Source organism: Pseudomonas ficuserectae (genome assembly GCF_024584585.1).
In the GTDB taxonomy this organism is placed as follows: Bacteria; Pseudomonadota; Gammaproteobacteria; order Pseudomonadales; family Pseudomonadaceae; genus Aquipseudomonas; species Aquipseudomonas amygdali.
In genome coordinates this window covers 2,999,271-3,012,635 of record NZ_CP085684.1, presented here as the reverse complement: position 1 = coordinate 3,012,635, position 13,365 = coordinate 2,999,271, and the positions used below count along the sequence as shown (strand labels likewise).

Annotated in this window: 12 protein-coding genes and 2 pseudogenes; 8 read left to right on the top strand and 6 right to left on the bottom strand. The window is 56.3% G+C overall.

The window, feature by feature from the left end; all coding sequences use genetic code 11:
- Positions 1 to 9: 9 nt before the first annotated feature.
- A complete protein-coding gene (locus LJU29_RS13205; RefSeq protein WP_002553290.1) occupies positions 10 to 315 on the bottom strand; it encodes a DUF1883 domain-containing protein in 306 nt (101 codons plus the stop codon).
- Positions 316 to 481: 166 nt separating this feature from the next.
- Here LJU29_RS13205 and LJU29_RS13200 point away from each other — a divergent pair, with 166 nt between their 5' ends.
- Entirely contained in the window at positions 482 to 832 is a 351-nt protein-coding gene (locus tag LJU29_RS13200; protein ID WP_002553291.1) for a hypothetical protein, read from the top strand.
- Positions 833 to 887: 55 nt separating this feature from the next.
- Here LJU29_RS13200 and LJU29_RS13195 read toward each other — a convergent pair whose 3' ends face one another.
- Entirely contained in the window at positions 888 to 1,178 is a 291-nt protein-coding gene (locus LJU29_RS13195) for a hypothetical protein (RefSeq protein WP_005756668.1), read from the bottom strand.
- A gap of 387 nt (positions 1,179 to 1,565) precedes the next feature.
- Between LJU29_RS13195 and galU the strand changes: the two genes are divergently transcribed.
- The 3 genes and pseudogenes from galU (at position 1,566) to LJU29_RS13180 (ending at position 5,003) form a co-directional block, all read left to right on the top strand.
- Complete coding sequence (gene galU / locus LJU29_RS13190; RefSeq protein WP_002553293.1) at positions 1,566 to 2,405, top strand: UTP--glucose-1-phosphate uridylyltransferase GalU; 840 nt, start codon at positions 1,566 to 1,568, stop codon at positions 2,403 to 2,405.
- 102 nt (positions 2,406 to 2,507) lie between these two features.
- Positions 2,508 to 3,866, top strand: a complete 1,359-nt coding sequence (gorA, locus tag LJU29_RS13185) for a glutathione-disulfide reductase (RefSeq protein WP_054996262.1) — start codon at positions 2,508 to 2,510, stop codon at positions 3,864 to 3,866.
- 97 nt (positions 3,867 to 3,963) lie between these two features.
- Positions 3,964 to 5,003, top strand: a pseudogene (locus tag LJU29_RS13180) (ATP-binding protein).
- A gap of 10 nt (positions 5,004 to 5,013) precedes the next feature.
- On the opposite strand, the pseudogene LJU29_RS13175 reads toward LJU29_RS13180, so the two are convergent.
- A pseudogene (locus tag LJU29_RS13175) lies at positions 5,014 to 6,024 on the bottom strand (DNA-binding protein).
- Positions 6,025 to 6,200: 176 nt separating this feature from the next.
- Between LJU29_RS13175 and LJU29_RS13170 the strand changes: the two are divergent.
- The 3 genes from LJU29_RS13170 (at position 6,201) to ahpF (ending at position 9,521) form a co-directional block, all read left to right on the top strand.
- Entirely contained in the window at positions 6,201 to 7,160 is a 960-nt protein-coding gene (locus LJU29_RS13170) for a site-specific integrase (RefSeq protein ID WP_057424059.1), read from the top strand.
- 110 nt (positions 7,161 to 7,270) lie between these two features.
- Positions 7,271 to 7,834 carry an alkyl hydroperoxide reductase subunit C gene (gene ahpC, locus LJU29_RS13165; protein ID WP_002553298.1) on the top strand — a complete coding sequence of 188 codons (564 nt, stop codon included), beginning with the start codon at positions 7,271 to 7,273 and terminating at the stop codon, positions 7,832 to 7,834.
- Between the two features lie 124 nt (positions 7,835 to 7,958).
- Positions 7,959 to 9,521: an alkyl hydroperoxide reductase subunit F gene (gene ahpF / locus LJU29_RS13160; RefSeq protein ID WP_004658541.1), complete on the top strand. Its 1,563-nt coding sequence runs from the start codon at positions 7,959 to 7,961 to the stop codon at positions 9,519 to 9,521.
- Between the two features lie 102 nt (positions 9,522 to 9,623).
- Here ahpF and gloA read toward each other — a convergent pair whose 3' ends face one another.
- Positions 9,624 to 10,145 carry a lactoylglutathione lyase gene (gene gloA, locus LJU29_RS13155; protein ID WP_005756678.1) on the bottom strand — a complete coding sequence of 174 codons (522 nt, stop codon included), beginning with the start codon at positions 10,143 to 10,145 and terminating at the stop codon, positions 9,624 to 9,626.
- A gap of 101 nt (positions 10,146 to 10,246) precedes the next feature.
- Here gloA and LJU29_RS13150 point away from each other — a divergent pair, with 101 nt between their 5' ends.
- A complete protein-coding gene (locus tag LJU29_RS13150) occupies positions 10,247 to 10,855 on the top strand; it encodes a DUF4946 domain-containing protein (RefSeq protein WP_057401817.1) in 609 nt (202 codons plus the stop codon).
- A gap of 485 nt (positions 10,856 to 11,340) precedes the next feature.
- Here LJU29_RS13150 and LJU29_RS13145 read toward each other — a convergent pair whose 3' ends face one another.
- Positions 11,341 to 11,703 (bottom strand): histone-like nucleoid-structuring protein, MvaT/MvaU family, encoded by a 363-nt coding sequence (locus LJU29_RS13145; RefSeq protein ID WP_002553302.1) that lies wholly within the window; start codon positions 11,701 to 11,703, stop codon positions 11,341 to 11,343.
- A gap of 485 nt (positions 11,704 to 12,188) precedes the next feature.
- The gene (locus LJU29_RS13140) at positions 12,189 to 13,283 is read right to left on the bottom strand and encodes a tetratricopeptide repeat protein (RefSeq protein ID WP_016980809.1); all 1,095 of its coding nucleotides are present in this window, start codon (positions 13,281 to 13,283) and stop codon (positions 12,189 to 12,191) included.
- Positions 13,284 to 13,365 lie beyond the last annotated feature (82 nt).

The window sequence follows — 13,365 nt, the reverse complement described above, 5'->3', positions numbered from 1 at the left end:
CTCCTTGCATCATCCCAGGCGTGAGGTAGAGCGCCGGACGATCTTGATCTTGTGAGTGAAAGGCGGTTTGCGGCCTGCATTGGTATCTATCTTGCGGCCTGCGGTATCGATGGTGATGTTCCAGAAACCGGTGCTCGGCGCGGCGATCTTGGCCGGAAACGTGTCAAATGCACCGCCATGATAGGTGTGTCGACCGCCATTTTTGAAGCTGCGAAAATTCGCATCGTTCATCAGACGAATATTGCAGGTTTGCGAGCACTCGATAACGACCAGGTCGTCCTCGTTGAGATGCTCACGCTGGTGTACGAATTTCATGACGGGCTCCGAATGAGGGTTTTTCTGAAAAATCAAAACGATAGCATGTGATGCCCGCAATTTGACGTCGGTGGACACTAATTTGCCGTGTTTCTGGCAAATATTGCCTCAGTAGGGATTTAATTGCGCGCGAGCTTGTCGTAGCACCTTTATTTGGAGGCTTTGTATGAAACTGGCTGTAGTAGTCCTGGCTCTGGCAATGACTGGCTGTGCCACAGTAAATGACATCGAACATACACCCCCCACCATGAACGTGATGTCGGGCAAGAACCCCAAGGAGTATGCCGATTGCTTCGTCGGCAAGATCGCCAGCAGTCGCAAGCCGCCGCTTATCGAGCCTCGCCATGATGGCCTGCGGGTAATTGTGGCGCAAAAGCTCAGCAAATCGCCTGCGGCGGTCGTCGATGTCGAGAGCCGCTCGGGTGGCAGTACGATCAAGGTCTATGAACGGCTTTCCAACGTGCCGATCCGCTTCAGGGATGTTCAGAACGCTGCCGAAGCGTGCATTTCAGGTTGATCGCTCTGGCGGGTTCAACCGGCCCTGTCCGCTTCGGACAGGGCGGCAGGCTTGATTATTTGCACACTACAAGCACGCTGCGGCTCTTGTAGTTGCCTACGTCCACACCCAGTGTTTTCTCGCTTTCCGCAGGCTGCGGAGTGCCGTCCGTACCGACAATTTCATAACCTGTACCCGCGCAGGAGGCGTCCGCTTTTTCGTAGCAGCTGGCCCAGGACATCGCCTCGCCGGAGCAGTCGATGCTCAAGCCCTGTCTGCCGTTTTTCAGGTAAGTGTTGGAGGCGGTTGCGCAGCCGGTCAGGCCCAGCGCAACAATAACGGACAGTAGGGAAAGGATTCTGATCATGTTTTTCGCTTCAAGATAAGGTCAGAGAATTGACAAATGCGAACGTTGGACTGGTAACAAGTGCCATCGTTCCGCCATGTTTTTCATCATAAATAGCTCGATAAATAGCTTGTCGTTTGCTGGCCACTGTTGCAGCTTTCTGGGAGCAGAGCATAAATGCTTCGGTCGTCGAAAGAGCGTGCACAAGGCTGTTACGCCGGGCTTTGGCGGTGACTTGAGCGTGGTCCAGTCTGCAATTGGCTGTAGGCAATATCCAGGAAGTGCGGAACTATCTGCCTGAGGATTCCTCTATCATGGCATCGTACGGCCAAAGGCGGGGCATTGTAAGGTGACCGCCTCCTGATTAGACTGCGCCGTTAACACCAACAGCCCTTACCAAGGACTTTTATGATCAAGAAATGCTTGTTCCCAGCAGCCGGTTACGGCACTCGCTTCCTGCCAGCGACCAAGGCCATGCCCAAGGAAATGCTGCCGGTGGTCAACAAGCCACTGATCCAATACGGTGTTGAGGAAGCCCTCGCGGCAGGCCTGACCGAAATTTCCATCGTGACCGGTCGTGGCAAGCGTGCTCTTGAAGATCACTTTGATATCAGCTACGAGCTTGAGCATCAGATCAAGGGCACGGACAAGGAAAAGTACCTGGTTGGTATTCGCAAACTGATCGACGAGTGCAGCTTTTCCTACACTCGCCAGACTGAAATGAAAGGTCTGGGTCATGCCATTCTCAGCGGTCGTCCGCTGATTGGTAATGAAGCATTCGCCGTGGTTCTGGCGGATGACCTGTGCGTAAATCCTGATGGTGATGGCGTGCTGGCGCAGATGGTCAAACTGCACAAGCATTATGGCTGCTCGATCATTGCCATTCAGGAAGTCGATCCGCAGGAAACCAACAAGTATGGTGTGATCGCCGGTGAAGAAATCAAGCCGGGCCTGTTTCGCGTGACCAACATGGTTGAAAAACCGAAGCCTGAAGATGCGCCTTCCAACCTGGCGATCATCGGCCGCTACATCCTGACTCCGGACATTTTCGAGAAGATCGAACAGACTGAGCCAGGCAAGGGTGGGGAGATCCAGATCACCGACGCCCTGATGAAGCAGGCTGCAGAAGGCAACGTACTGGCCTACAAGTTCAAGGGCGAGCGCTTTGACTGCGGTGGCGCTGAAGGCTACATCCAGGCTACCAACTTCTGCTTCGAACACTTTTACAAAACCGGTAAAGCGCATTGATTTTCGATTGATGACGCTCGGGACAAGGCCACCTTCGGGTGGCTTTGTCATTTCTGACTGGCCGCCAAGCGGTTATGCTGTGCCTCTGCCAAGGAGATATCGATGGCCTTTGATTTTGATCTGTTTGTAATTGGCGCCGGCTCCGGCGGCGTCAGGGCGGCACGTTTTGCTGCCGGTTTCGGTGCCAAGGTTGCCGTGGCCGAGAGCCGCTATCTGGGTGGAACCTGCGTCAACGTGGGTTGCGTGCCCAAAAAGCTGTTGGTCTACGGAGCGCATTTTTCCGAAGATTTCGATCATGCCAAAGGGTTCGGCTGGTCGCTGGGTGAGGCCAGTTTTGACTGGTCCACACTGATCGCCAACAAGGATCGCGAAATCAATCGCCTCAATGGCATCTACCGCAAACTGCTGGTCGACAGCGGCGTTACCCTGCTCGAAGGCCACGCCAGGCTGGTCGGCCCGCAGCGGGTCGAGATCAACGGCCAGTCCTACAGCGCCGAGCGCATTCTGATCGCAACCGGCGGCTGGCCACAGGTGCCTGATGTGCCAGGACGCGAGCATGCCATTACCTCCAATGAGGCGTTTTACCTCAAGACGTTGCCAAAGCGAGTTGTGGTCGTAGGGGGTGGTTACATTGCCGTGGAATTTGCCTCGATCTTCAATGGATTGGGTGCAGATACCACGCTGGTCTATCGTCGCGAGCTGTTTTTGCGCGGTTTCGATGGCGGGGTTCGTACTCATCTTCATGAGGAACTGCTCAAGCGTCACATGACGATTCGCTTCAATAGCGATATCGAGCGTATCGACAAGCAGGCCGACGGCAGCCTGCTATTGTCCATGAAAGGCGGCGGCACACTCGAGACCGATTGCGTGTTCTATGCAACTGGCCGTCGGCCGATGCTCGACAACCTCGGGCTGGACAGTGTCGACATCAAGCTCGATGAGCATGGCTATATCAAGGTCGATGAGCATTATCAGAGCAGCGAGCCTTCCATTCTGGCCATCGGCGATGTCATCGGTGGTGTGCAGCTGACTCCGGTTGCGCTGGCTGAAGGCATGGCCGTCGCACGTCGTCTGTTCAGGCCGGAGCAGTATCGCCCGGTAGACTACAATCACATTCCGACGGCGGTTTTCAGTCTGCCGAACATCGGTACAGTCGGGCTGACTGAGGAGGATGCGATCAAGGCTGGTCATGACGTGCAGGTGTTCGAAAGCCGTTTTCGGCCGATGAAGCTGACCCTGACTGACGATCAGGAACGCACCTTGATGAAACTGGTTGTGGATGCGAAAACCGACCGCGTGCTGGGCTGCCATATGGTAGGGCCGGATGCGGGCGAAATCGTCCAGAGTCTGGCAATTGCCATCAAGGCTGGCGCGACCAAACAGGTGTTCGATGACACTATCGGCGTACACCCGACTGCTGCAGAAGAGTTTGTAACCATGCGCACGCCTGCCAAACGCTAACGTCAGGCAGCGCAATACCCGGAGGTCAGGAAGAGCTCCGGGACAAGGCTTGAAAAGGACGGATACCGACGTGAACAGAGAAAAACCATCGGCCGGAATGCGCCTGCATCTGGCCGTTCAGAATCGTAAAATCGCGCTGCACATTGATGCATTACGTGAAAGCGAGCATCAGTTCAGAACCCTGGCTGACAACATGAGTCAGCTGGCCTGGACTGCAAGTCCTCGCGGGCAGGCCCATTGGTATAACGAGCGCTGGTACGCATACACCGGGACGTCGCTCGAGGCGATGAAGGCTCTGGGCTGGAACTCAATGAAAGTCTGGAGTTGCGCGTTGCCGAGCGCACTCGCGAGCTGGCAACTGCCAATGAATTGTTGCAGGCCGAGATCGTCGAGCGAGCAATGGCTGAAGAGGTCTTGCGCCATGCGCAAAAAATGGACGCAATTGGCCAGTTGACGGGCGGCATCGCCCACGACTTCAACAATGTGCTTTCCGGCGTGATGGGTGCTCTGGATATGATCCGCCTCCGTGTCGCGGCAGGCCGGGCGGGGGACATTGATCGCTATCTGGACGCTGCGACCAGTTCCGCAAATCGTGCGGCTGCGCTGACCCGGAGGCTGCTGACATTTGCTCGCCGTCAGTCGCTGAATGTCACGGCAGTGGATATCAATCGCATGGTCCGGTCTATGGAAGAGCTGCTGCGAGGTACGGTGGGCGCTGGCGCGCAATTGCATATCGAGCTGGAGGAGGGGTTGAGCAGTGTGTGCACGGACGAGCATCAGCTGGAAAATGCCTTGTTGAACCTGGTGATCAACGCGCGTGACGCTGTTGCGGTCGGAGGGCGGCTCCGGGTGCGCAGCCAGCTGTTAACGCTTGCCGCTCAGAAAGACGGGCTGGCACCTGGCGATTACGTACGGCTCAGTGTAGAAGATAACGGCTGTGGAATGGCTCAAGACGTCATTGACCGGGCGTTCGACCCGTTTTTCACCACCAAACCCGCAGGACAGGGCACGGGGCTGGGTTTGTCCATGGTCTACGGTTTCATCAAGCAGGCGGGCGGGCATGTGCAGATAAAAAGCCATGCAGGTCAGGGCACTCAGGTTCACCTGCTTTTGCCTTGCGCGATGACGACTGCCTGAGTGTTGCTTGTCATGCCTTGCCTTTTGGCTTGTTTCTCGGGGCAGTGGGTTTATCTGGCTGGATGAGGCCGTTCTGCAGGTTTTCCAATGCTGCTTCCTTTTTGGTCAGCAGCAGTTCCAGCATCCGGTTCTGTTGCCGAACCTCTGTCATGGCTTGTTTGAGCGTGGAGCTCTCTTCCTGCAGGCTGCCTAACCGTTCTTCCAGCAGAGCGCATTGGGTGCGGGCGTGATGCTGTTGTTCTGCCAGGGCGGCAGCCTGAGTAGTGGCCTGGTTCAGCAGGTCTTTTCGTTAGTGCAGCTCACGCAGTGTGCTGCGGTTTTCAGCCAGTAATCTCTCGTTGTCACGGTTCAGCTGTGTGATGTCTTCCTGGCGCATGGCGATGCCTTGCTGTGCCTGTCGAAGCTCCATTTGCAGTTGCTGAACCTGACCTTCGTGGCGTTGCTGTTCCTGCTCGCGCTGCTCTCTGATCGAGTTGCGGTAGTGCTCCAGTGCTTCGCGAGCGTGCTGATGTTTTTCTTCAAGCGAGTGGATCTGCCCGTCCTTGTCGTGCAGGCGCGACTCCAGATCCCGGTTGGCCTGAGACAGTCTGGCGTGCTCGGTCTGTGCGGTTTGCAGGTCATTTTGCGTGCGAAGCAGGGCGGCAGCCTGCTGTTCCAGAGTCTCGTTACGTTGCTGCGCATGTTCCTGCAGTTCGCTGATCTGTTGCTGAGTCGTCGCCAATTGTTGCTGCAGGGTGGCGCGATCAGCCTGATACGTGTCGCAGGCCTGATCAATGCGTTCCTGAGCCTGTTCCTGAAGACGCTGGGCAAGATGAGCTACCAGACCGCTCAACTCCTCATTGATGTCCGGCGCTGGCGTATGCGTGGCGTCCAGCTCTTTGAGGTACCGGTGAATCGTGGTTTTCGAGCCTGTATTACCCATTTCGATACGTACTGCATCAATGCTGGGATTTTCACCTCTGGACAGCAGGGAAGCCCTTGCTTTCTGCACCAACGCCTTGTTTACGCCGCCCCGAGCCATGTGTCCCCCTACGATTTCGTACTGTAGTATGTACCCTGTAATTACATACTATATTATTGGAAATAATTTGCCATTTTTTGAATTAATTAACCCGGGATATTGGCGTATTATCCCGTGTCAGGCGTTGTCAGTTCATTTTTCGGCGCTCTTTCCGGTACACCGCGCAGGTTCGAGCCATGAATGACGTTGATCGCTATATCGATGCCGCAACTCGTGACAACACACGCCGCAGTTATCGGGCGGCCATCGAGCATTTCGAAGTGACATGGGGCGGGTTTCTGCCGGCGACCAGCGAAAGCGTGGCGCGTTACCTGGCCAGCCATGCCGGAAAGTTATCGGTCAACACGTTGAAACTGCGCCTGTCAGCGCTGGCGCAATGGCATGCCAGTCAGGGTTTTGCCGATCCCACCAAGGCGCCCATGGTGCGTAAGGTCATCAAGGGCATTCGTGCATTGCATCCGGCACAAGAGAAGCAGGCCGAGCCTTTGCAGTTGCAGGACCTGGAGAAAGTCATCGCCTGGCTGGAGAACGAGATACGTGATGCAGAGGCGCAACACGATCAGCCGCGGCTATTGCGTTGTCGTCGTGACTCGGCGCTGATCCTCTTGGGGTTCTGGCGCGGCTTTCGCAGCGACGAGCTGTGTCGCCTGCAAGTGCAGGACGTCAAGGCCATCCCCCACTCGGGCATCAGCCTTTATCTGCCGCGCAGCAAGGGTGATCGCGATAACCTGGGCAGAACGTATCAGACCCCCGCCTTGCAGCGGCTGTGTCCGGTGCAGGCTTATATAGAGTGGATCAATTGCGCGGCGCTGGTGCGCGGTCCGGTGTTTCGGGCGGTGGATCGATGGGGTAATCTTGGCGAGGAGGGGCTGCACGCCAACAGCGTTATCCCGTTGCTGCGTCAGGCTCTCCAGCGTGCAGGCATTGCCGCCGAGCACTACACCAGTCACTCGCTACGCCGCGGGTTCGCCAGTTGGGCGCACAGCAACGGCTGGGACCTCAAGTCACTGATGTCTTATGTAGGCTGGAGGGACATCAAGTCGGCGATGCGCTACATTGACGCCGCGCCGTTCCCGGGCAACCTAGAGACAGGGAACGGGTCGAAGGTTTCTTCTATCGATAAGCTGCCTTCATAGTGAAAAGCAATCAGTGACATCAGGTTTGCCAATGAGCGATTGTCACTGATCATGCGTAAGCTTCACTCCATCGAATTAACAACCCATCCAACCCATCAGGAGATATACCGATGCCTATCATCAACAGCCAAGTAAAACCGTTCAAGGCTACCGCGTTCAAGAACGGCGCTTTCGTTGACGTTTCGGACGCCGACTTCAAAGGCAAGTGGTCTGTCGTATTCTTCTACCCGGCCGACTTCACCTTCGTTTGCCCGACCGAGCTGGAAGACCTGGCTGACAACTACGAAGAGTTCAAGAAGCTGGGCGTCGAGATCTACAGCGTTTCGACCGACACCCACTTTGCCCACGCTGCATGGCACAACACTTCGCCTGCAATCGGCAAGATCCAGTACACCATGATCGGTGACCCGACCCTGACTATCTCGCGCAACTTCGACGTGCTGATCGAAGAAGCCGGTCTGGCGGATCGCGGTACGTTCGTGATCAACCCTGAAGGTCAGATCAAAATCGTCGAGCTGAACGACGGTGGTGTTGGCCGTGACGCTTCCGAGCTGCTGCGCAAGATCAAGGCTGCTCAGTACGTTGCTGCTCACCCGGGCGAAGTCTGCCCAGCCAAGTGGAAAGAAGGCGAAGCTACTCTGGCTCCGTCCCTGGACCTGGTTGGCAAGATCTGAGTCGCATGAATCGGCTGGGGGCGTTGAGCTCTTGAGCAAGTAAACCGCATCGCCCCAAAAAACGCCCGGGCGGTAATCGCCTGGGCGTTGTTATTTCTACCCTTTGTAAACAGGAAGCCGCCACATGTTGGACGCCAATCTTAAAGCCCAGTTGAAATCCTATCTGGAGCGGGTTACTCGCCCCATCGAGATCGTCGCGTCCCTTGATGACGGCGCGAAGTCTCAGGAAATGCTTGCACTGCTCAATGATGTGATCAGTGTCTCCAAAGATGTCACCCTGAATGACAGTGGCAACGATGCGCGTACTCCGTCGTTCTCGCTGAGCAGCCCTGGCCACGATATCAGCCTGCGTTTCGCCGGTATCCCCATGGGCCATGAATTCACCTCGCTGGTCCTGGCGCTGCTGCAAGTTGGCGGCTACCCACCCAAGGTCAGTGCGGAAACCATCGAACAGGTTCGCGCTCTTCAAGGCGAATTCCATTTCGAAACCTATTTCTCGCAGTCCTGCCAGAACTGCCCGGACGTTGTCCAGGCATTGAACCTGATGGCAGTACTGAACCCTGGCATCAAGCATGTCGCTATCGACGGTGCGCTGTTCCAGGACGAAGTCACTGATCGCAAGATCATGTCGGTGCCCAGCATCTATCTGAATGGTGAGCTGTTCGGTCAGGGCCGCATGGGCCTGGAAGAAATTCTCGCCAAGATCGACACCGGTGCCGGTGCGCGTCAGGCAGAAAAACTCAACGCCAAACAGGCTTTTGATGTGCTGGTAGTCGGCGGCGGCCCTGCTGGTTCGGCGGCTGCGGTCTACGCAGCCCGCAAAGGCATTCGTACCGGCGTTGCAGCCGAACGTTTCGGCGGTCAGGTGCTCGACACCATGGCCATCGAAAACTTCATTTCGGTACAGCACACCGAGGGCCCAAAACTGGCCGTTGCGCTGGAAGAGCACGTCAAGCAGTACGAAGTCGACATCATGAACCTGCAACGCGCCGACAAGCTGATTCCGGGCGCGGCCGGTGAGCTGCACGAAGTTAAATTTGCCAGCGGTGCCAGCCTCAAGGCCAAGACCGTCATTCTTGCCACCGGTGCACGCTGGAGGGAGATGAACGTACCGGGCGAACAGCAGTACCGTAACAAGGGCGTGGCTTATTGCCCGCACTGCGACGGTCCATTGTTCAAGGGCAAGCGCGTTGCCGTGATTGGTGGCGGTAACTCGGGTGTCGAGGCGGCAATCGATCTGGCGGGTATCGTGTCACACGTGACGCTGCTGGAATTCGATGTGCAACTGCGTGCCGATGCCGTCTTGCAGCGCAAACTGCACAGCCTGCCCAACGTTACCGTGATCACCAGTGCGCAAACCACTGAAGTGACCGGCGATGAGCAGAAGGTCAACGGCCTGCGTTACAAGAACCGCACGACCGGCGAAGAAATCACCGTGCCGCTGGAAGGTATCTTCGTGCAGATCGGCCTGCTGCCTAACAGCGAATGGCTCAAAGGCTCCATCGAGCTGTCGCCGCGTGGTGAGATCGTGGTCGATGCACGTGGTGAAACCTCGGTGCCGGGCATCTTCGCTGCCGGTGACGTGACGGTAACTCCGTACAAGCAGATCATCATCGCCCTGGGCGAGGGTGCCAAAGCCTCCCTGAGTGCCTTTGACCACCTGATCCGTACCTCCGCACCGGCCTGATCGGGCAGCGCTAAACAAAAAGCCCCGTGAGCGATCACGGGGCTTTTTGTTGTCTGGGTGATCGTTCCCGAGCGGGAGCAATCACTCAGGGCAACCAAGGCCTCAGAGCGGGGTTGGCTGGATAATCTCTACCCAGTAGCCATCCGGGTCCTTGATGAAGGCCAGGCTGTTCATGCGGCCATCGGACAGACGCTTTTGAAAGTCGACGCCCAAAGTCTCGAATCGCTCGCAGGCAACCTTCACGTCTGGTACCGAGACGCAAATGTGACCAAAGCCACGCGGGTCGCTGTTGCCGTTGTGGTACGAAGCTGTCGCATCGCTCTCGGTGCCGTGATTGTGGGTCAGCTCGAGAATGCCGGGGATCGATTTCATCCACTCGTTGCGGGTTTTGTCGTCTTCCGGGATCTGCGCCTTATCCACCAGTGCGAGGAAGTAGAGGCTGAATTCGGCTTCCGGGAAATCACGCTTTTCAACCAGGCTGAAGCCGAGCACGCGGGTGTAGAAATCCAGCGATTTGGTGATGTCCTTGACGCGCAGCATGGTGTGGTTGAATACAAACTGCCGGGTAGCCGCTTCAGGGTCGGCCGTAACGCCCGGTAGTGTGTTGAGTTCGTGCAAGCTCATCAATGTGTCTCCAACAGAATGTACAAATAATGCCAAATGATACGGGGCAGGGCGGGCAGTGCCAAACCCTCGTTCGGATAACGTCGCTTCGGTCTTGCTCGATGCCGGCAACAGGCTCAGAATTTCCGGTCAACTGTTCTGGCGACCTGACCATGATCCTTTCGCAATACCGATGCTCCTTGCCAGGTCTGTGCCTGTTCCTGCTGCTGGGCGCCGCACAGACTCACGCCGCCGACGCAATGATCATCTGGCCCGCAGGCTGGGAGGTAGAGTCGCTGCCGACCGAGTCGGGCAAGCCCGTGCAACCGTCCGTGCAAGTCAGACAGCGCGCGGTGAAAAACGATCAAAGTGGAAACCCGCTGATGGTCATGGAGCTGACTCAGACACGCCTGACGCCCGGGCATGAGGTTAATGTCCCAGGTGTACTGCTGGAGATGCGCAAGTCGGTTCAGGTCAATTTTGCCCGCAGCGGCCTGCAGAGCGTCTGCACGCATGTGCGTGAGAGCCGGCTCAGCGTCGTGCCGGCACTGGAAACCACCTGCACGATCACCCAGAACGGCGTACATGTGTTGACCCAGACACTGGTAGCGGCTGCCAGTAAAGAGATGGCCTGGTCGCTTTCCTACGCAGGATCGGCAGATGGGTACGCGGCCAACAAGGAAGAGGCGTTGCGTATCCGCGAGAGTTTGCGTCTGGACGATGCGCAGTGATACCTGCTTTTTCGCAGACAAAAAGAAGCCCGCCGAGGCGGGCATGGGGCGCTATTCCTTTAGCGGTCTTCATCATCCGAGAATCCATGTGAAAAAAGTGTGAAGCTGCGCGGTGTCGGCCATCCGCCGATTTTCGATCCGGCGAAGCACGCAGTAACAAATTCTCTTATCGCTCATTAGACCGAATAAACTGAACAATTACTCTACACATTTCAGCAACTGTTCAGGTTTGTAACTGTGCGCTGAATCGAATAATCGATGAATTTTTATTGGCGTCATTATTTCAACGGTATTAATACCTGACGCGCTGGAAGTACATGTACCGAGCAGTTCACTTAATCATATATATGAATGTCGGCGGCGGGCAGACAGTCAACTGTGTATGGGCGTTTGATCAGGCAGATGCAGTGTGCAGACGCTCAGTTGACGTACCGGTCGATAAAAAAAGCCCTGCAAGTGCAGGGCTTCAATTGACAAAGTTTTAATCAGGCGCGAAGCCACGAATCAACAGTGTCTACACCGTACTGCTCTTTCCACGCTTTGAGACCGCGGTGGTTACCACCCTTGGTTTCAATCAGCTCACCGGTGTGGGGGTTCTGGTAAACCTTGACCACGCGTGCACGACGACGCTTTGGTCCAGCGGGTGCGACCAGCGACGTGGCGCTTGAAGGATCAAGGATTGCGATGATGTCACGCAGGCTTTTGCCGTAGGTGCCCATCAGGTCCTGGAGCTTTTGCTCGAACTCGATTTCCTTCTTCAACCCGGCGTCATTCTTCAAGGATTCCAGCTGTGCAAGCTGTTCTTGAAGGGCTTTCTCTGCTGCTCGAAACTCGGCAAGTCTGGACAAGTAATACACTCCAACAATGTAATGGCTGTTGTCAGCCCTATAAAGCGATGAGACAAAACTGATTGGCCGATTCGCTCACTCGATGCTGCCCTGTACCTGCGGTTTCTATGCTGAAACATGGCCTTTGCGGCTTGTCATTGCGCAGACAGAGGATAGTTATAACTCAGTAGCCCGCAAATGATGCACCTTTTTTTTCAGTTAGAAAATAGCCTTTTTCAAATTCGTTAAATAGTCGCGGTGGAGGGTGTTGGATATAGGCGATGAAGCCGGCGTTATCAGGCGAGCTGTTGTGTAAGTTATTTCCGACATTAGTCGCAGATGGAAAACGAGCCATGCGACACTGGACGGCTTAAAAGGAGAAACATCTGACAGACATGAAGGCTGGCGGATTCGGAAAGAGCAGAAGTGTCTGAAGGCAGCGGATGAAAGGGCGTGTAGCGGCATAAAGGATGGCCCTTGGCCTGCCTTTTTTTGCCTTTCTGACCCTACAGTCCCTGTTGCAGCACCGGGTCGTCGGGGTTCTGCTGCTCGAGCTCTGCCAGCAGAATCTGCACGTTTTGCAACTGACCATTTTCTTTCCAGTATTGAATTAGCAGCACTCTGGCCTTTCGGTTCGCAGGCTGGCTCTGAACAATCTGCGTCAACTGCCTCTGCGCCGCCTCAAGCTCGTGCAACGAATGCAGGGCAACCGCCAGGTCGTAGCGGTAGTCGGTGTTATCGGGCGCCAGCTCTGTAGCCTTCGCCAGGCTGAGCACAGCGAACTCTGCTTGTCCGTGGTTAAGCAGCCACATGCCCAGCGCGTGCTGAAGCATGGATGAACCAGGATTATGTTCCAGCAACTGTGCAAAAAGGCTGCGTGCCTGCTCGGCCTGGCCCTTGCGGTCCAGCAGCTCGATGTGCGCCAGCGCCGCTTCGATATTGCCCGGGTCCAGTGCTGTCGCCCTCTGCAGCGCGGCGACTGCCGGCTCCAGGTCGCCGGTCTGCAGGTACAGTCTTGCCAGTTGCAACTGATTTTGTGCGTTTTGCGGCTGGCTCTTTAGCGACTCCTGAAACGCCTCGGCACTTTGCTGCAGCACGGCAAAGTACAGGCCCAGTTCATCTGGTGACAGGCCGAGCAGGGCACTGGTGGCGCGGAATCTGACGGATTGTTCGTCGTCGTCCAGCAATGGGCCCAGCAGCAGGCTGCGCTGGCTGTTGGAGACCAGTCTGACGCTGACATCGATAGCCGCTTCACGCACCTGTGCGGATCGGTCACCCAGCGCGGCATCGAGCAATTTGAGGGCCTGAGGGCTGGGGTAGTCGCTCAATTCGGCGAGCAGGTTGATGCGCTGCTCGTCAGACAGGTCGGTTCGTGCCAGTTGTTGGTACAGCACGCGTGCAGCGCCGGGCTTGCCATCGTGTGCCTGTTCCAGTGCCTGAGCGTAGGTGTGGCTCAACCTGGCGGGAGCTGTCTGAACAGGCAAGCGCCACCACCAGAAAGCCAGTGATAGCGCCAGCATTGCCGCAGCCGCTGCGCCGATCAGCCAGCGATGTCGAGTAGTGGGTTGAGGCGATAACCCCTTGGTAGAAAGTCTGGGCATATCGATTTCCAATGCTTGACGGGTTGCAGCTTCGGGGAGTGGGTGGCAGCTGTCAAACGACAATCATGATGCCGTCGGCGTT